Origin of the sequence: Methylomicrobium agile (genome assembly GCF_000733855.1) — a bacterium.
Taxonomy (GTDB): domain Bacteria; phylum Pseudomonadota; class Gammaproteobacteria; order Methylococcales; family Methylomonadaceae; genus Methylomicrobium; species Methylomicrobium agile.
In genome coordinates this window covers 2242533-2258950 of record NZ_JPOJ01000001.1, presented here as the reverse complement: position 1 = coordinate 2258950, position 16418 = coordinate 2242533, and the positions used below count along the sequence as shown (strand labels likewise).

The 16418-nt window shown below is 54.9% G+C and carries 23 protein-coding genes and 1 tRNA gene; 3 read left to right on the top strand and 21 right to left on the bottom strand.

Going from position 1 to position 16418, the window contains the following annotated elements; genetic code table 11:
* Positions 1–160 precede the first annotated feature (160 nt).
* The 11 genes from rplT to CC94_RS0110560 all read right to left on the bottom strand — a co-directional run bounded on the left by rplT (position 161) and on the right by CC94_RS0110560 (position 8338).
* Positions 161–523, bottom strand: coding sequence for a 50S ribosomal protein L20 (gene rplT / locus CC94_RS0110615; RefSeq protein WP_005369647.1), 363 nt, complete (start codon positions 521–523; stop codon positions 161–163).
* Between the two features lie 15 nt (positions 524–538).
* A complete protein-coding gene (rpmI, locus tag CC94_RS0110610; RefSeq protein WP_005369644.1) occupies positions 539–736 on the bottom strand; it encodes a 50S ribosomal protein L35 in 198 nt (65 codons plus the stop codon).
* A gap of 191 nt (positions 737–927) precedes the next feature.
* The gene (infC, locus tag CC94_RS0110605) at positions 928–1431 is read right to left on the bottom strand and encodes a translation initiation factor IF-3 (protein ID WP_281174039.1); all 504 of its coding nucleotides are present in this window, start codon (positions 1429–1431) and stop codon (positions 928–930) included.
* Between the two features lie 42 nt (positions 1432–1473).
* Positions 1474–3381 carry a threonine--tRNA ligase gene (gene thrS / locus CC94_RS0110600; protein WP_005369640.1) on the bottom strand — a complete coding sequence of 636 codons (1908 nt, stop codon included), beginning with the start codon at positions 3379–3381 and terminating at the stop codon, positions 1474–1476.
* A gap of 70 nt (positions 3382–3451) precedes the next feature.
* Positions 3452–3528: transfer RNA gene (locus CC94_RS0110595), tRNA-Val, on the bottom strand.
* A 77-nt stretch (positions 3529–3605) separates the two neighbouring features.
* Complete coding sequence (locus CC94_RS0110590) at positions 3606–3986, bottom strand: TraR/DksA family transcriptional regulator (RefSeq protein ID WP_005369638.1); 381 nt, start codon at positions 3984–3986, stop codon at positions 3606–3608.
* A 141-nt stretch (positions 3987–4127) separates the two neighbouring features.
* Entirely contained in the window at positions 4128–4394 is a 267-nt protein-coding gene (locus CC94_RS0110585; RefSeq protein ID WP_005369636.1) for a hypothetical protein, read from the bottom strand.
* A 313-nt stretch (positions 4395–4707) separates the two neighbouring features.
* Positions 4708–5864, bottom strand: a protein-coding gene (locus tag CC94_RS0110580; RefSeq protein ID WP_157203417.1) for an IS3 family transposase whose coding sequence is annotated in 2 segments (ribosomal slippage) — positions 4708–5573 and positions 5573–5864 — 1158 coding nt in all. Because the reading frame shifts where the segments join, the coding sequence is not laid out codon by codon here.
* A gap of 164 nt (positions 5865–6028) precedes the next feature.
* Positions 6029–6352 (bottom strand): four-helix bundle copper-binding protein, encoded by a 324-nt coding sequence (locus CC94_RS0110570; protein WP_031430794.1) that lies wholly within the window; start codon positions 6350–6352, stop codon positions 6029–6031.
* A 419-nt stretch (positions 6353–6771) separates the two neighbouring features.
* Positions 6772–7335, bottom strand: coding sequence for a hemerythrin domain-containing protein (locus CC94_RS0110565; RefSeq protein ID WP_005369628.1), 564 nt, complete (start codon positions 7333–7335; stop codon positions 6772–6774).
* A gap of 76 nt (positions 7336–7411) precedes the next feature.
* On the bottom strand, positions 7412–8338 hold the full coding sequence (locus CC94_RS0110560; protein ID WP_031430793.1) for a hypothetical protein: 927 nt from the start codon (positions 8336–8338) through the stop codon (positions 7412–7414).
* A 339-nt stretch (positions 8339–8677) separates the two neighbouring features.
* Here CC94_RS0110560 and CC94_RS0110555 point away from each other — a divergent pair, with 339 nt between their 5' ends.
* Both CC94_RS0110555 and smbP read left to right on the top strand, forming a co-directional pair.
* A complete protein-coding gene (locus CC94_RS0110555; RefSeq protein WP_005369625.1) occupies positions 8678–9109 on the top strand; it encodes a PRC-barrel domain-containing protein in 432 nt (143 codons plus the stop codon).
* 89 nt (positions 9110–9198) lie between these two features.
* Positions 9199–9507 (top strand): small metal-binding protein SmbP, encoded by a 309-nt coding sequence (gene smbP / locus CC94_RS0110550; RefSeq protein WP_005369624.1) that lies wholly within the window; start codon positions 9199–9201, stop codon positions 9505–9507.
* Positions 9508–9573: 66 nt separating this feature from the next.
* On the opposite strand, the gene CC94_RS0110545 is transcribed toward smbP, so the two are convergent.
* From CC94_RS0110545 to CC94_RS0110495, 10 genes are all read right to left on the bottom strand, one after another.
* Positions 9574–10032 (bottom strand): hypothetical protein, encoded by a 459-nt coding sequence (locus tag CC94_RS0110545; protein ID WP_005369623.1) that lies wholly within the window; start codon positions 10030–10032, stop codon positions 9574–9576.
* 3 nt (positions 10033–10035) lie between these two features.
* The gene (locus CC94_RS0110540) at positions 10036–10455 is read right to left on the bottom strand and encodes a phage holin family protein (protein ID WP_005369622.1); all 420 of its coding nucleotides are present in this window, start codon (positions 10453–10455) and stop codon (positions 10036–10038) included.
* Entirely contained in the window at positions 10456–10701 is a 246-nt protein-coding gene (locus tag CC94_RS0110535; RefSeq protein ID WP_005369621.1) for a hypothetical protein, read from the bottom strand.
* An 82-nt stretch (positions 10702–10783) separates the two neighbouring features.
* Positions 10784–11110 carry a hypothetical protein gene (locus CC94_RS0110530; RefSeq protein ID WP_005369620.1) on the bottom strand — a complete coding sequence of 109 codons (327 nt, stop codon included), beginning with the start codon at positions 11108–11110 and terminating at the stop codon, positions 10784–10786.
* Between the two features lie 11 nt (positions 11111–11121).
* Positions 11122–11556 (bottom strand): DUF2383 domain-containing protein, encoded by a 435-nt coding sequence (locus CC94_RS0110525; RefSeq protein WP_005369619.1) that lies wholly within the window; start codon positions 11554–11556, stop codon positions 11122–11124.
* Positions 11557–11593: 37 nt separating this feature from the next.
* A complete protein-coding gene (locus CC94_RS0110520; protein WP_005369618.1) occupies positions 11594–12151 on the bottom strand; it encodes a hypothetical protein in 558 nt (185 codons plus the stop codon).
* A gap of 19 nt (positions 12152–12170) precedes the next feature.
* Complete coding sequence (locus CC94_RS0110515) at positions 12171–12563, bottom strand: BON domain-containing protein (protein WP_005369616.1); 393 nt, start codon at positions 12561–12563, stop codon at positions 12171–12173.
* A 270-nt stretch (positions 12564–12833) separates the two neighbouring features.
* Entirely contained in the window at positions 12834–13091 is a 258-nt protein-coding gene (locus CC94_RS0110510; RefSeq protein ID WP_005369615.1) for an ElaB/YgaM/YqjD family protein, read from the bottom strand.
* Between the two features lie 566 nt (positions 13092–13657).
* Positions 13658–14209, bottom strand: a complete 552-nt coding sequence (locus CC94_RS0110500; RefSeq protein ID WP_005369611.1) for a ferritin-like domain-containing protein — start codon at positions 14207–14209, stop codon at positions 13658–13660.
* An 83-nt stretch (positions 14210–14292) separates the two neighbouring features.
* Positions 14293–14625, bottom strand: a complete 333-nt coding sequence (locus tag CC94_RS0110495) for a BON domain-containing protein (RefSeq protein ID WP_005369609.1) — start codon at positions 14623–14625, stop codon at positions 14293–14295.
* 551 nt (positions 14626–15176) lie between these two features.
* On the opposite strand from CC94_RS0110495, the gene CC94_RS0110485 reads away from it, so the two are divergent.
* A complete protein-coding gene (locus CC94_RS0110485) occupies positions 15177–16385 on the top strand; it encodes an IS256 family transposase (RefSeq protein ID WP_425411960.1) in 1209 nt (402 codons plus the stop codon).
* The last annotated feature ends 33 nt before the right edge of the window (positions 16386–16418 follow it).

Sequence of the window (16418 nt, the reverse complement as noted above, 5' to 3'; positions counted from 1 at the left end):
TTGCTCTAACTCCTGCATCCCTGCAGTCGTCGGCAACCGCTCCCTGCGTTGCCCTGCCTCCTGCATCCATGCAGTCGTACCCACCCTCCGCTCTACCTTCGCATTCCGCCCACCTCGCAGGGTGAAACGGACGGAGCTTCTTCGATGCGGACCAGCCGGTTTACAGCGGGCTGACGTTGGCTTTCGCGATCTTGGCGATTTCGGCGAAAGCGTCCATGTCGCGTACCGCGATGTCGGCCAGCACCTTACGGTCGATCGCGACGTTCGCGTTCGACAGGCCGTTGATCAGGCGGCTGTAGGACAGCCCGCATTGTCTGGCGGCGGCGTTGATACGCACGATCCACAAGGCGCGGAACTGGCGTTTTTTCTGTCTGCGGTCGCGGTAAGCATACTGGCCGGCCTTGATGACGGCTTGCTTCGCAACGCGGTAGACCCGGCTGCGGGCACCGTAGTAGCCTTTGGCCTGCTTTAAAATTTTCTTGTGTCTCGCTCTGGCGGTAACGCCGCGTTTCACTCTAGGCATCGTGATTCTCCCGGCTTAGGTGTAAGGCAGCATGCGGGCTGCGCTACGCACGTCGGATGGATGAATCGAAGCCGGACTACGCAATTGGCGTTTCCGCTTGGTGCTTTTCTTGGTCAGAATATGACGCTTATGCGATTGGCCGCATTTGAAACCGCCGTTGCCGGTGCGTCTGAAACGCTTGGCTGCGCCGCGGTTGGTTTTGATTTTTGGCATTTGTTTGCTCCAACGTTAACAATAAAAATCCCTGAGAAAATAACCCAGCAAGGCAAAATGCATGGCCCTGAAGAATTAGGCGCATCGAATCGATGTTAAGATGCTGGCAGATTCATCCTGAAGCTGCAGGAAAGATTCAGGCCCGTCGGGTGCGGGTGCGCGCCGACGGGCCTGCTTGAATTTTACTCGCGTTATTTTTTCTTTTTCGGGGCCATTACCATAATCATTTGACGGCCCTCCATCTTCGGAAACTGCTCGACGACCGCAATGTCTTCCAGATCCTTTTCGAGCCGCTTTAGCTGCTCCATGCCGATTTCGCGATGCGCCAGTTCGCGTCCGCGGTAGCGCACGGTGATCTTGGTCTTATCCCCATCGTTCAGAAACTTGATCAGGCTTCTGAGCTTGACCTGATAGTCGCCTTCGTCCGTACCCGGCCTGAATTTGATTTCCTTGACCTGAATCTGTTTCTGCTTTTTCTTGGCAAGGGCCAGTTTCTTGTTCTGCTCGAACTGGTACTTGCCGTAATTCATGATCTTGCAAACCGGAGGATCCGCATTGGGCGATATTTCGACCAGATCCAGATCGGCCGCATAGGCCAACTGCTTGGCTTCTTCCAATGAAATGATGCCCAATGACTCGCCATCGGCACCTGTCACCCTCACCCGCTTGGCGGTGATCGCATCGTTCAGGCGGATTTCATCTTTTTTAGCAGCGATACCTAGATCCTCCAGCTACACTCATTTTCTGTCCGCGACTTCCTGGCCCAGCCGTTCGCCGAATGCCTCTATCGCCAGACTACCCAAATTGCCACCCTTTTGCGTGCGCACCGTAATCGTCCGATCTTCGAGCTCCTTGTCGCCGATGATCAACAGGTAGGGTATACGCTGCATCGAGTGCTCGCGGATTTTAAACCCGATCTTCTCATTTCTCAAGTCAATTTTGACTCTGAAGCCCCGTTTTTCAAGGGTTTTCATTACCTCGACCGCATAATCGTCGTGACGGTCCGCGATCGTCAGTACGACGGCCTGCACCGGCGCCAGCCAGACCGGGAAAGTGCCGGCATAGTGTTCGATCAGAATGCCGGTAAAACGCTCCAGCGAACCGAGAATCGCCCGGTGCAGCATCACCGGCGTTTGCCGCGAGCTGTCCTCGGCGATATAAGCCGCGCCGAGGCGGCCGGGCATCGAGAAATCGACCTGGATCGTACCGCACTGCCAGACCCGGCCGATGCAGTCCTTCAATGAAAATTCGATCTTCGGGCCGTAGAAAGCGCCCTCGCCCGGCTGCAAATCCCACTTCAGGCTCTTGTTGTTCAAGGCCAGTTCCAGCGCATTTTCGGCTTTGTCCCAGACCGCATCGTCGCCAACCCGGCTTTCCGGACGGGTCGACAGCTTGATGACCACCTCGTCGAAACCAAAGTCTTTGTAGACGTCGAACAGCATGTCGATAAAATTCGACACCTCGTCCTGAATCTGCGCTTCGGTACAGAAAATATGCGCATCGTCCTGCACGAAGTTTCTGACCCGCATCAGCCCGTGCAAGGTGCCGGAAGGCTCGTTCCGGTGACAGGAGCCGAACTCGGCCAGACGGATCGGCAGATCGCGGTAGCTTTTCAGCCCCTGATTGAAAATTTGAACATGGCACGGGCAGTTCATCGGCTTGATCGCGTAATCGCGGTTTTCCGAATGGGTCGTGAACATGCCGGCGCTGAATTTGTCCCAATGCCCGGATTTCTCCCACAGCGAACGGTCGACGATCTGCGGTGTCCTGACTTCGCCGTAGCCGTTCACGCGCAGCTTCTCGCGAATGTATTGCTCGATCTGCTGATAGATCGTCCAGCCTTTCTCGTGCCAGAACACCATGCCGGGCGCTTCTTCCTGGGTATGGAACAAGCCCAGGGTTTTACCCAATTTTCGGTGATCGCGTTTTTCGGCTTCTTCGAGACGCGTGAGGTAAGCCTGCAACTCTTTTTTGTCGCCCCAGGCGGTGCCGTAGATGCGTTGCAGCATTTCGTTTTCGGAATTGCCGCGCCAGTACGCCCCGGCAATCTTCATCAGTTTGAACGCTGTTAGCTTGCCGGTGCTCGGCACATGCGGACCGCGGCACAAATCGGTAAAATCGCCCTGCGAATATAAGGAGATGGACTGATCGGACGGAATCGATCCGATGATCTCGGCCTTGTAATTTTCGCCGAGTTCGCGGAAATATTGCACCGCTTCGTCGCGGGGCATCAGCGCGCGGCTCACTTTGCAGTCGTCGGCGGCCAGCTTCTGCATTCGGGCTTCGATTGCTTCGAGATCTTCCGGCGTAAACGGGCGCTGATAGGAAAAGTCGTAGTAGAAGCCGTTTTCGATGACCGGGCCGATCGTGACCTGGGCGTCGGGGAACAGCTGCTTGACGGCCTGGGCCAGAAGATGGGCGGTGGAGTGACGGATGATGTCGACGCCTTCGGCATCCTTGGCAGTGATGATCTGCAGCGAGGCATCCCGATCGATCAATGCGCTCGCATCGACCAGCCTGTCGTTTACCTTACCCGCCAGAGTCGCCTTGGCCAACCCGGCACCGATGGACTGCGCAACTTCCAGCACAGTGACCGCGCGGTCGAAATCGCGCCTGGAGCCGTCGGGAAGGGTGATTACTGGCATGCTAGATCAACACAATTCGAATTCGGTTTCCGCAATAAAAAAGCACTGCGGAGCAGTGCTTTAGGATATCTGGTAGGCGCGATTGGACTCGAACCAACGACCCCCACCATGTCAAGGTGGTGCTCTAACCAACTGAGCTACGCGCCTGAAGTAGTCACTTCAGCCCGCGCATTATAGCGAGGAATCGGCGATGAGTAAACCCTCGTTTTCCAAAATAATCGAACTCATTCGTTCTTCGCCTTTTCGTAGAGCCGCTGGCAGGCCACGCAACGCTTGGCGGTCGGAAAGGCCAACAGCCGCTTGAAATAGATCGGATACCCGCAGTCCTGACAAATGCCGTATTGGTTTTCGGTGATACGCGTTTGCGCTGCCTCGATATCTTTGATCTCGTTCAGATAGTGATTCAGGTCGATCCTTTTCAAGCCGGCCAAAAGATGCGCCAATGCCGCCGTCGCCGCCTGATAAACCGTCTCGGCGATTTTCGAGCCGTACTCTTTGTCGATCGAAAGAATCTCTTTATAAAGGTCGGAGCGCACCATGTAGAAGCGGTCGTGCAGCAGATTCTTGAACTGTTCGAGCTGAAACCCGGTCAGTTTTTCGGACATACCCGACACTCCCCTCACGCCTTGCCCGGCTTTCCAAAGTATCCGTCCGCATAGCCTCCGGCCGCCTCAGAGAATCCCGCGTACACGTTCGACATGAACTTTTCCGCTCCGCCTGAAATAATGACGCCTCATCCGGGTTTTTTAGGAGGTAAGCCGCCTTTGGATGTTCTTATAGGCAACCTTCAATTCTTCGCCCACGATACGGGTTTTTTCGACAAACTCGGCCGTGGTTTCCTTGCTTTCATCAATAATCTCGGCGAGTTTGTCTTTGAAATGCCCCCATTCTCTTTCGCTTTCTTCCCAATCATCTTTCAAATCGGCAGTGGCCAGATGAATCTGCAGCCTGATTTCATCGCGTTGCTGTTTGAGAGTGTCGGACAGTTTGCCCAATTCTTCATACAGTTCCATACCCGTTCCCCCGGATTTTCAGAATGGGCTCAATCTAAAGAATTTTTCCGGGACTGACCATTCGTATGATTGCCTAAGTAGTCATACTAATTGTATCGCGCGGCTATTTTCGGTAATGACTTGTCGGATAAAATAAAAATGCGATTGCCAAGCTTTCGGCCGGCCGATAGACACTCTCGCGAACGCCGAGCCTGAGGCATCGCATCGTACCCGCGTTCGAAGCGGGAGTGAAGGAAATAAGGAAGCAAGCCGTCCCACCTTGCCGAGGCCGGGACGCAGCACCTGATGTGTCAACACTTTTCTGGACACATGGTTAAGCCGCTTTATGCAGCAATTCGTAGTCCACTGGCGACCTATAGCCATTGGCGGAATGCAGTCGCTCGCGGTTGTAAAACACTTCGATATATTCGAACACAGCCTGTTTAGCTTCCGATCGGGTTTGATAGGTCTGCTGATGCACCCGTTCGGTTTTCAAGGTATGGAAGAAGCTTTCTGAAACACTATTATCCCAGCAGTTGCCCTTACGGCTCATGCTTTGCCTTATGCCATGCCGGGCTAATAGCGCCCGATGGCTTTCCGAGGCGTATTGACTGCCGCGATCGGTATGCCACATCAGACCCTTCTCTGGCTTTCGCTTCCAAATGGCCATCAATAAGGCGTCGTTGACCAGCTGAGTCCGCATATGCTCGGCCATGGACCAGCCCACCACCTGCCGGGAATAGAGATCAATCACCACGGCTAAATACAGCCAGCCTTCCTGAGTAAGAATAGAGGTAATGTCGCCGGCATAGACCCGATTGGGCTGATCCACGTTAAACTGCCGATCCAGATGGTTAAGCGCAATCGGCTGATCATGCTGGGAGTTCGTTGTGGCTTTGAATTTGCGCTTAGTTTTACAGGCTAACCCCGCTTCTCGCATCAGACGGCCTATTCGCCGGCGACTGACCGTCCGATCTCGGCCTAATAAGGCAGCCTTGAGGCGGCGAGTCCCGTAGGTGGCTCTGCTCTTGGCAAAGGCGATTTTAATGAACTCGGTCAACACGGCATCCTCTTTTTCACCGGCGGTTTCAGGGCGCTGCAGCCAAGCATAGTAAGCGCTCCGGGACACCTGCATAAACCGGCACATCGTCTCCACGGTAAATTCGCTGACATGCTGTTGGATCCAGGCGTACTTCACCGGGGCTCCTTGGCAAAGTACGCGGCCGCCTTTTTTAACAAATCGCGCTCCTCGGTCAGACGGGCAACTTCTTTCTTGAGGCGTTTGAGTTCGTCGTAAAGATGCTCGTCGGTTCGTGCCGTTTTATCGTTCTCTTTAGGACGGCTGTACTTGCTGATCCAGGTGTGCAGGGTATTGACGTTAATGCCGAGATCTTTGGCGACCTGAGCGATGGGTTTATCTGATTCATTCGCCAGCTTGACGGCTGAAGCCCTGAATTCGGCTGTATAAGTATTGGGTTTTTCTAGACTCATTGGGGGGCGCTCTTGTTTGAGAATATTTTAAAGAGTGTGTCCGGTTTAGTGTAGCCACTTCACACCCGGAGTTAAAAATAAAAAAAGGAGAACGCCCCGCCGCGGCGTCCTCCGATGAGGAAAAGCCTGCACACAGAGCGCCGCGACGGCGGCATATCATTTCATCAATGAGTAGCCATACTGGCCATTTGTTTGCAGCTTTCGGCGCATTCGCGGCAAATCGACACACATTCATCCATATCTCCGATACTGGCGCAGTCCTTGGCGCAAGCTTCGCAGATTTCGGCGCACACTTCGCAGGTACGGGTATGGAAAGGCGAACTGCTCAGCATAAAGTTGGCCGACAACCGGCAGATTTCCGCACAGCAGATCATCAGGCGAAAGTGCTCCGGCTCAACGTGCCGTCCGCCCATTTCCAGACATTGGTTCATCGCCGTCTGCAGACAGGTCTGGGCGCAACGGTTACAGTTGTCTATACAAGGCTGCATGGATTGAAAAGCTGCAGTGGAGGTTTTTTGGGGTTCAGTTTGAGGCGTATACATGATGCCATTCTCCTAAATATCGAAATAACAAATACCAACTGGAAAGGAATGCGCGCTATTTTTTTGAAAAAAATCAGATTTCGGCGCGCCTTATCGAGGGGCGTCCCTTAAATAGACCGGCATATCGCACAATCAAATCGGACACTTAAACCGAATCAGACCGCTTCTATTCAAGGATCGCCTCAATGAATCAAAACCGGATAAACAATTTGAACCGAACAGGTAAAAAAATCGGTGCGTTGCCACACCTGTAACCTTCGATGCCTCCACGCTCCGGGCAATTTTTCGCTCCGTTATACCGCCTGGATAAACAGCCCGTCCGGAAAGCAGACAAACCTTGCCGTTTCGTGCGCATACGGAAAATACTAAGGCATCGGCCCCTGCGGCGGCATCGGTTTTCTGCCCGCCTGCGGCTTGCGCATGGAGGCTTCGACCATGCCCATATCCATTTGCAGCTCCTGTTTGCGCAGATTGAGTTCTTCGCCCAGCGCGGCCAGATCGATCGATGATTTTTTCAACTTGGGGAACATCTTGCCTTCCTCTTCCTGGACATGATGCTCGACCATGTCTCTCAGAACATTCACTTCGGCATCGAAATAATCATCCTCCGGCGCCATCGACACCACCTGGTCGATCTGCTCCTTGGCTTTCCCATGTTCGACCAGCGCTTCATCCATGATGTCCAACTGGCCGATCGCATCGATGGCGGCGGGATAGAAGATTTCTTCTTCGAGCTGCGTGTGGATTGTCAATTCCATGCATATCCGCTGCACCAAATCCAGCTTGTCATCTTCGCCGCCCTCTTCCGCTTCGAGCATTTCGAACTCGTCGAACAACTCTTTTACCCTCTCGTGATCCCGAGTGAGCAGCACAATGGCATCCTGTCCCCTGCCAGCGCTTCCCGCTGCATGTCTTTGTTTTTGATTCATAATGCTTACCTCTCATCCATTGGCAATGACACAGGCACCGCGCTTGCAAGACCTTGATTTTATGCGGTCGTATGAGTTAGCGGCTCATGCTTTTCTCGCGCGCCTCTCCGTCCGGCATCTGTGTGCCGACATAACCGCCTACCGCGGCCGCGACGGCGCTCACCAGGATTACCAGAAAACCCCATAAGGCCGACCATGCCACCGCTTTCGCCGTCTGATCGGCGGCTTCCCGTACTTTTTGTTCGGCCTGTTCGTAGATTCTTTCCCATCGATTTACTCGATTGGTCGCTTCGTCGATACTCAACCCGGTCCGCGCGGTCAGCAGATTGATCAACGCGGTGCGATTGGTTTCCTTGACGTTTCTGTCTTCCGCCGTCAGAAACCGTTCCAGCGCCATGCTGAACTCCGGATCCATGATGGCCGAACGAGACTCTCCGCCCGCACGGGGTTCAATCGTCTGCGGAATTCCCGGCCTCGACCGCAGCACCCCTTCGGCATCCTTTCTGATATCGTCCCACGAAACGACCGTTACCGCTTTTTCCGCCACGCCGCGCGTGCCTGCGCTCAATACATTGCTGGCGCCGCTCGCTACCGAACCGATCGCGCTGCCCAGGAAATAGATCGTGACCAGCGTACCCAGCGCCCAGACGAGCAGCCCGTGCAAGATCCCGTCCAGATGGCGCAGGTACCCCGAAAACTGCGCCGCCACCCAGCCGCCGATAAACAGCGAAAGAAAGCTCGAGACGACCCACCATAAGCCAGCGCCGATGCTGAATTCGCGCACAGTCGGCGTATCATGCGCACGCAACGGGTCGATCATGCTCATCCCGATCCCGGTGCCCAGCGTGCTCAGCAGCATCTGAACCCCCAAAGCGACCACCACCCCGGCAAATACCGACGTCCAGGATATCCCTTTTATCCACCGCATCCGTCTCGATCTCTGGGGGGAAATGCCGGAGCCGATATGCGGTTTGTGCGTTTCTTCATAAGGTAAATTGCTCATAGCCATATTCTCCACAACCGGTTAAAAGAAACTGATGAACACCTACTCGGGCGATAGCCGCCAACCCAAAATCGAATAGCTGCTCAGCGTGCATTTGTTCGGTCTCTATATCAATAGATGCGCGAAAGATTACCGGTTTACGGGCGCCCCGTCGGTACGCTTAGGCACATAAACCGGCCGCGGCCGGCAACCCGGGCGGCAAATTCTTCTTACTCGAAATGAGTTTTCAAAGTGCGGCACCGTACCGATTTTTTCCGGCGCTGCAGTTATTTTTCCGCCTAGGGTTCTGGACGAAATGTTCCAGTGATTTCGATTTATTTCATGATTGGGGACACGAAGATGAGTTATGTAGATCGCGATACTTACGGCATATACAAAAACCGGCTCGGCGACGAAGGTCCGGGGCCGCACCTGATGGGAGCGGACACGCTGCTTGGCAATGATGTCTACAACGGCAAGGAGGAAGATCTCGGAGATATCAAAGAGATCATGCTGGACATGACCACCGGCAAAGTCGCTTATGCGGTCTTGTCTTTCGGAGGCATCCTGTCGCTCGGCGAAAAATTGTTTGCCGTACCATGGAATGCCTTAAAGCTCGATACGAAAAACAAACGCTTTACTTTGGATGTCGACAAGGAACGCCTGGAAAGCGCGCCGGGCTTCGACCCCGACCGCTGGCCCGATATGGCCGACGAAACCTGGGTCAACGAAGTGCATTCGTTCTATGGAACGCAGCCGTATTCCAGCGAATCCGGCACGACACGTCATTAATCCACGGATTTTTTTACCGCGCTGCCAAAGCGGCGCGGTTTCGTTCCGGGCTTGCACGGCCCGTTTTTTTCGGCAAAAGGAGATTCCTGATGACTATTAAAATGATCAATATGCTGTCCGGCATTATGCTGGGTTTGGGCGCCGTTACCGTCTATGCGGAAGAAAATCACCTTCAGCAAGCTGTCGAGCATACGATGATGGCCGCCAAACAAACCGACGGCAAGGCAATCGCCCAACACGCTCAAGAAGCGCTAACACATGCCGTAACCGCCGACCAGCACCTGGATGCGGGCATCAAGAGCCTGCAGGAGGCGGTCAATCAAGGCAATCAAAACAACGGCAGCGCCGCTCAGAAGGCCGCTCAGGAAGCCAGTCAACATCTGACGGCGGCCCAATAGCGCTTATTCGACACTTGCCCGGAAAAAAGAACGGCAATCAATCGCAAACCGATTGAGCGCCGTTCTTTATCGAGGATTGGACAGTTCCACCCCGGCTTCCGGTTTTCCGGCTACGGCAGCAGGTTCCGTTTTCGGCTTCGCCTCTTCTTCGGCCGGATGGAAAGTTTCCATGATCCAGGCGGGCGGCAACGCGTGAAACAGCGCAATCAGCAAACTGCCGAAATCCAGCGCTTCCTTCAAGGGCGTCGCTTCGGCACGCAAAGCACCCTCGATCGCCTTGTCGGCGGCTGCGTATTCCGGTTTGGACGGGCGCTTTTTAGTCAATTCGCCGACAATAAAACCCAGCTCGCTCACCAGTAACAACGTCGTGGGCGACGCCAGCTCATGCCTCAGGTCCTTGATCAATGCCCCCGTGTGGACATGCGTACTCAGTTGCCGGTCCAACAACCGGCGCTCGGTTTCCTCGATCCGAGCGGTCAGCGTACCGTTGTCCTCTTTGCGGTGATGATAATTCCGGTCCGCCATTTTTTACTCCTTATCTCGAAAGCTATTAACCGTCTCAGGAAAGAGCAGGTCACGGCTCTTGCGCCGCACGAACCAGAACAGAAGCCATGCAGCCACCAAATTGGCTCCGGCAATCGATAAAATGGTTTCGATATCGCCCATGACATGACTTTTCATCAAGGCCAGCGCAGCGGCGGCCATCAGCCCGCCCCACACGCCGATCAGCAGGACCGCCATCACCACGCCCGCCGCCAGCATGGCGGCCAAGCTGGTGCCGGCCCGTCTCGCTTCGAGCGCGGCAAGCTGCAGATGATCGTGCGTCAGTCCGCGCAGATCAAGCCATAGCAGATGGAGATCTTCCAACAAGTCCGCATGCCGTTCCGCCGGTTCGGCGGGAGCGGCGGAAAAACGGGCCGACCGCTCTTCATGGGGACGAATCGCCATTTATCTTCTCCGGTGCTCGCAGGTATGGGTCATCCGGCTCAAAATATAACCGGCCGCCAATGCGATGCCGATCGAGGTGATCGGATGATTGCGGATGCAGTCGCGGCATTGCTTCACGAGCCGCTCCTCCATGTCCATCAATTGTTCACCCTTTTCGCCAAGCGCTTCGGCGGCCTGGCGGGTGGCGCCGACGATTCTTTCGCCCGCTTCTTCTGCCGCACTCGACAATTTGTCCATGTTTGCCATAACAGTTACCTCCGTTAAATATTAAAAAATAGGCGTCCCGGCGGAACCGAAGCCGGTATGAAACAGCCTCCGGCAGCCGGAATTACCGGCCTTTTTCCCGGCTTTTTTCCATCACCAGATTGCCATACTCGTGTTCTTCCAGGCGTCCCGTCTTGCCGGCATCCACCTCATCGAAGCGCTTGAGCAAGTGCGGGTAGTCCGCCAGCTCGTCCTTGGTCACGTAATGGTCGCCGTTTTTATCCGCTTCCCGGAAGCTGGGGGCCTGCTCTACGGGGGCGCCTTTTTCCAAGGCACCGCCCGGCCCGGTTTCTGCGCCGCGTGAATGCGAAAGTTGAGCGATACCGGCCAGCATGACGCCGAACACGAACGGCGCCCCTCCTTTTTTCCGGAGAAAAGTGAAAGTCTTCATCTCGATTACCTCTAGCTCTGGAGCAGCCTGTTGAGAACACGGATATTCTCTTGTTGGGAATTCATAAACTTCGACTTGATCAGGTCGCTCACTTCGAGAGGCACGTCGGGGTCCTCCGCGGCGTCCTGATAATCGTCCAGGCCGCTCTTTTCCCCGGCTAAAAGCGCATTCAGCATCGCATCCTTGCCGATCAGCTTGGCGCCACCCATCAGCGCTTCGGACCAGGACCCCCATAAGCCGGAGCCGCTGGGGGGCATGCCGCCCAACTGCTGAATTTTTTCCTGCAGCTCGGAAACCGCCTCGGTATGTTCTTCGTAAATCGGCTGCAGCGAACTGATTTCGCTGCCTTGGGCCTCTTCTTCGAACTTTTCCAGGGCTTGATGATAGGTTTCCGCCGCTGCCATCTCGTTCTTCAGCAATTTCTCGATTTTGTTGATATTCAGCATCTGGACCTCCTCAAAGGTTGGATAACACCACGGAATTTCAATAATGTCTGGGCTCGGAGCGGCCGGACGAAGAATAGCGCTTAGGTTGGGCTTCGCCGGTCGATGAAATATCTTCCGCGTTCTCGCGCTCGAAAATGTCTTCCACTTTCGAGCGGGCTTCCGGAGTCTCGGTATGGACGGAAATCAGGGCATTGCCGCCCTGAATCCGGCTTTCATAACGTTTGGCCTCGTATTCGGGAATCCCCAGGCCCACCAACGCGCCGGCCAGACCGCCCGCGGCAGCCCCCACTCCGGCGCCACCCAGCGCCGCCATGATAGGTCCCGCCGCGACGAAGGGCCCCAGGCCCGGTATGGCGAGAGTACCGATACCCGCCAGCCAGCCCAGCACCGCGCCGGTGCCGATGCCTATCGTGCCGCCGATCGCGGTGCCTTCCGGCGATTTGGTATGCTTTTCATGGCCCGCTTCGCGTTCGCTAGTCTTGTCCGGCAACAGCACGGAAATATCGTTATTGGAAAAGCCCGCCGCTTTCAGTTCGCTGACGATGCGTTCCACTTGGTCGTTCGTTTGAGTGATGCAAAAAACTGCTTTCTTCATGACGTTCTCCTGCAATCGATTAGGGCGCCCGGACTTCCAGCTGATTGTCGACCTGGTTTACGCCGGGCGTTTTCTGGGCGATGTCCTGCAGTTTGTTTTTTTCGGCATCACTGTTGACGGGTCCCCGCAAAGTGACCGTACCGTTGCGCGTAATGACTTTCGCATTATGCGCGTTGACCGACAGCGAGCCGTCGCCGGTAATCGCTTTGCGGACATCGGCAGTGATCCTCAGGTCGCCCTCATTCTGAAGCTGATCTTCCGGCGTCAGGGTTGCATTGCCTTTATCGCGCACATTGCGCTCGGTACTTTCTACCGGACTGCCGGCCGTTCCACCTGCGGCTCCGGCCCAATCCGCGATCAGCATCAAACCGGCAGCCAATATGATGGCCAGTCTTGAGAATCTTTTTGACATAGGGTTTCTCCTTAATTAAGCGATGGAATAAACGCCCCGTTTCCGCGTCCGGACAGCCTCGGCAATCAAGCGGCGCCCTGCTCGCCTCGCGGAAAAACACCGGCACTTCCGCTCGTTTGCACATCACCCCGTAAAATACGGTTTGAACCCGCAGTTGTCTGCGTATCGGAACGCAACGCGAGCGGAATGGGAATAAAGCGCCCCGCATAACGGTACGGTAAAGGCCGGAGAACGGATGAAGCGATGTCCGAAAGGCAGCGCAAACCCGATTCAGCGATGCCCCATCAGACGGCTCAAAATAAACCCGCTGCCCAGGGCGATGCCCAGCGAAGTCACCGGATTTTCGCGGACATATTCGCGTATCTGTTCCTGCAGCCGCTCCTGAGCGTCCCTGACCTGTCCGCTTCTTTCGCTGAGGGTGTCCGCCGCCCTGAGCGTCATGTCGGCCGCTCTTTCTACTGCTTCATGCGCGCCTGCTTTGACGCGTTCCACGGTTTCATTCGTAGCGCCTGTTCTTGTCGTTTCCATAATTAACTCCTGGTATTGATGGGTTAAAAGATCATAGGGATCTCAATAAAAGTGCCGTCACAGCACCGGTTATTGATTACGATTCCGGATGGCGAACGCCTCTCGGCAACCGTTGAATGAAAAATCAATTGAAGATCAGATAAATGATAATCAGTAAAGACACCGGCACGCCGAGTAGCCATGCAAGTACATATCTGCCCATCGTGTTTCTCCTCTGAAATAGTGAGGTACCGTCGCTCCGTTTACCGTAACCGCCGGGTACAGGCCAAAGGGAACTCGATTAGCGAGATGCCCTTTTCCATGCGTTTCCGCCGACTGGAGTTGCCCATCTATAATGCATCCTGAGCGTCATCATAAAAACAAAACGACACCGCGTCGGTTCGATAGCTCACAAAAAACATTGAACCGTAATCGGGAGAAGCATCACCCGCCGGCACACCGTTCGCAGAAAAGCTTAAGAGCCGCGGCGATAGCTAATCCGAGACAGTACAGTCGGACCCGTTCGCCGTACCCGCCGCCGGAGAGTTGGACCGACAGCCCGATCATCGCGGGCAGAGACCCGGCTTTCATGAGCCGGATGCCGCCAAGCGTTCCTGCAGCAGATCGGCCAGTTCGTCGGCATGCTCCTCCTCCACCGCGAGAATGTTTTCCAGCATATTGCGCGTGGTCGGGTCATTGTCGCCCAGATACAGGATCATCTCTCGGTAACTGTCGATCGCTATCCGCTCCGCCACCAGATCTTCCTTGATCATATCGACCAGCGAACGGCCTTCCACATATTCCGCATGGCTGCGGCGGGACAGGGTATCCGGGGAAAAATCGGGTTCGCCGCCCAACTGTACGATGCGCCGCGCGATCTGGTCGGCATGTTCCTGCTCCTCGTTGGCGTGCGTAAGAAACTCCTCGGCGACGCCTTTCGATTGAATGCCTTGCGCCATGAAATAATGACGGCGGTAGCGCAGAACGCAGACCAGTTCCGTGGCCAGGGCCTCGTTGAGCAGTTTGACGACCGACTCCGCGTCCGCCGCATAGCCTGCGGTGACCGCGCCCTGCTCGATGTGCCGGCGGGCTTGCGCACGTAAAGTCTGGACCTCGGTCAAATGATGCTGGTTGGACATAAAAAATTCTCCGCATGGGAAATCATGAATCGAACCGAAAACCGCCAGCCCGCGCGAATGCGATGGCTCGCCACCTGCCCGGCTTATCGCGCGCGGCTTTTAAGACGCATATCGTTCTTTACCGATTTGACGCCTTCGACCTGTCGAGCCACTCGAACCGCCCGTTCGATATCTTCCTGAGATTCCACAAACCCGCTGAGCTGCACATTGCCTCGATAAGTCTCGACGCTGATTTCCGCCGAATCCAGACCGGGCTCATTGAAGATGGCCGTTTTAACCTTGGTGGTGATCATGCTGTCGTCAAGGTAGGCGCCGGCGCTTTCTCGCGCCGAGCGGTCGCCGTCGGACGCACAGCCGGATAGGGAAGTCAACACGAGAACCAGAAACCATACCGGATAATATTTGACCGATTTCATAACACACCCTCCTTATGAAGAACCCATTTGACTCGACTCTAAAAGGTTCGGCGCCCGCTGTCGGTGCGATGCCGAACTAATGATCGGGCCGATCATCACTTCTCCGAGCACTCATCGTTATTTATGTAGTGGTACGTTGGGTGACGCAATCGCTAACCCCACCTGCGCGCATTGTTGCAGTGGGTTTACACTCCAAAAAGGCACAAACCGCCGTAGGGTACGATCCCAGGGTGGGAGGAGGTAGATCGCGCCGGGAACACGCGATCGAGGGCAATGCCACCACTGAAGGGTGGTCTAAGGACAAAGCAATTGCCGACGACTGCAGGGAGGCAGGAGATAGAGCAATGCAGGAGCAATTGCCGACGACTGCAAGGAGGCAGGAGATAGAGCAATGCAGGAGAGCAATTGCCGAGTGCGTACCTTTTCAATCCGCATGGTACGCACAGCGTACCCTACAGCTGAAAAGGGTTGAGGGTGTAAATAATTCCGTGTAACCGCTTATTTTCAGTGTAGTAAACTTCTCTCAAGGAGAGCAGAAAATGAGCGATATTATTAAAGACCCCACGATGGTTGCCGCTTTACAAGATTTGGCCCGTGGCGTTAAGTCAGAGCGTGATTTAGCGGCACTGACTCAGGATTTACTGAAAATCACGGTAGAAGCCTCGCTGAATGCCGAAATGGATGCCCATTTAGGGTATGCCAAGCCTTCTCCCGAAGGCTATGGTTCCGGCAATAGTCGCAACGGTTATGGCACAAAAAAGCTGAAAAGCGGACACGGGGTCATTGAGATTGACACCCCACGCGATCGTAACGGCAGCTTCGAGCCGCCGCTGGTCACCAAGCATCAAACCCGCTTGAGTCATTTTGACGATAAGATTCTGACCTTGTATGCCAAGGGCATGAGCACGCGAGATATCGTCGAAACCTTCCGCGAACTCTATGGCGCCGATATCTCGCCCACCCTGGTGTCTAATGTCACGGAAGCGGTACTGGGCAAAGTGATCGAGTGGCAATCCCGACCCTTGGATGCGCTCTATCCTATCCTCTATCTGGACTGCATTGTCGTCAAAATCCGGCAGGACAAGCGAGTCATCAACAAAGCCGTTTACCTGGCGCTCGGCGTCACCCTGGAAGGCAGAAAGGAGTTGCTGGGTCTGTGGCTGTCCGAAAATGAAGGCGCCAAATTCTGGCTGTCGGGCCTGACCGAACTGAAAAACCGCGGCGTCAAGGATGTGCTCATTGCCTGTGTCGATGGCTTAACCGGTTTTCCGGAAGCGATCGCCGCCGCTTTCCCAAGCACACAAGTCCAACTCTGTATCGTGCATAGGGTGCGCAATTCCTTGCGTTTCGTGTCCTGGAAAGACCGCAAAACCGTCGCCGCCGGGCTCCGGAAAATCTACCAGTCCGTTACCGTGACTGAAGCAGAACAGGAATTGGAAGCCTTTGCCGCGCAATGGGACGGCCAATACCCCTCCATCAGTCGCTCCTGGCGCAACCACTGGGCCAACTTGATCGCATTCTTCGATTACCCTGACGCGATCCGGAAAATCATTTACACCACCAATGCCATTGAATCGATCAATAGCGTGATTAGAAAAGCCATCAATCAACGGAAACTGTTCCCCAATGACGATTCGGCTATGAAAGTCATTTATTTGGCAATCGAGAATGCCTCTAAAAAATGGTCCATGCCATTGCGCGATTGGAAGCCGGCTATTAATCAGTTTATGATTATGTTCCCAGACCGCATGCCCAATTAAATTTAACCGCGGTTTACACGGATTGTTTTACAC

Bases quoted from the DNA above. Each gene is read 5' to 3' on its own strand.
- CC94_RS0110495 (WP_005369609.1), bottom strand. From the start codon at position 14,625: ATGAAATCGGTCAAATATTATCCGGTATGGTTTCTGGTTCTCGTGTTG.
- CC94_RS0110520 (WP_005369618.1), bottom strand. From the start codon at position 12,151: ATGAAGAAAGCAGTTTTTTGCATCACTCAAACGAACGACCAAGTGGAA.
- CC94_RS0110535 (WP_005369621.1), bottom strand. From the start codon at position 10,701: ATGGCAAACATGGACAAATTGTCGAGTGCGGCAGAAGAAGCGGGCGAA.
- CC94_RS0110565 (WP_005369628.1), bottom strand. From the start codon at position 7,335: ATGAATCAAAAACAAAGACATGCAGCGGGAAGCGCTGGCAGGGGACAG.
- CC94_RS0110560 (WP_031430793.1), bottom strand. From the start codon at position 8,338: ATGAGCAATTTACCTTATGAAGAAACGCACAAACCGCATATCGGCTCC.
- CC94_RS0110510 (WP_005369615.1), bottom strand. From the start codon at position 13,091: ATGGAAACGACAAGAACAGGCGCTACGAATGAAACCGTGGAACGCGTC.
- CC94_RS0110500 (WP_005369611.1), bottom strand. From the start codon at position 14,209: ATGTCCAACCAGCATCATTTGACCGAGGTCCAGACTTTACGTGCGCAA.
- CC94_RS0110585 (WP_005369636.1), bottom strand. From the start codon at position 4,394: ATGGAACTGTATGAAGAATTGGGCAAACTGTCCGACACTCTCAAACAG.
- CC94_RS0110540 (WP_005369622.1), bottom strand. From the start codon at position 10,455: ATGGCGATTCGTCCCCATGAAGAGCGGTCGGCCCGTTTTTCCGCCGCT.
- CC94_RS0110590 (WP_005369638.1), bottom strand. From the start codon at position 3,986: ATGTCCGAAAAACTGACCGGGTTTCAGCTCGAACAGTTCAAGAATCTG.
- CC94_RS0110530 (WP_005369620.1), bottom strand. From the start codon at position 11,110: ATGAAGACTTTCACTTTTCTCCGGAAAAAAGGAGGGGCGCCGTTCGTG.
- CC94_RS0110525 (WP_005369619.1), bottom strand. From the start codon at position 11,556: ATGCTGAATATCAACAAAATCGAGAAATTGCTGAAGAACGAGATGGCA.
- smbP (WP_005369624.1), top strand. From the start codon at position 9,199: ATGACTATTAAAATGATCAATATGCTGTCCGGCATTATGCTGGGTTTG.
- CC94_RS0110515 (WP_005369616.1), bottom strand. From the start codon at position 12,563: ATGTCAAAAAGATTCTCAAGACTGGCCATCATATTGGCTGCCGGTTTG.
- CC94_RS0110555 (WP_005369625.1), top strand. From the start codon at position 8,678: ATGAGTTATGTAGATCGCGATACTTACGGCATATACAAAAACCGGCTC.
- rpmI (WP_005369644.1), bottom strand. From the start codon at position 736: ATGCCAAAAATCAAAACCAACCGCGGCGCAGCCAAGCGTTTCAGACGC.
- thrS (WP_005369640.1), bottom strand. From the start codon at position 3,381: ATGCCAGTAATCACCCTTCCCGACGGCTCCAGGCGCGATTTCGACCGC.
- rplT (WP_005369647.1), bottom strand. From the start codon at position 523: ATGCCTAGAGTGAAACGCGGCGTTACCGCCAGAGCGAGACACAAGAAA.
- CC94_RS0110545 (WP_005369623.1), bottom strand. From the start codon at position 10,032: ATGGCGGACCGGAATTATCATCACCGCAAAGAGGACAACGGTACGCTG.
- CC94_RS0110570 (WP_031430794.1), bottom strand. From the start codon at position 6,352: ATGCAGCCTTGTATAGACAACTGTAACCGTTGCGCCCAGACCTGTCTG.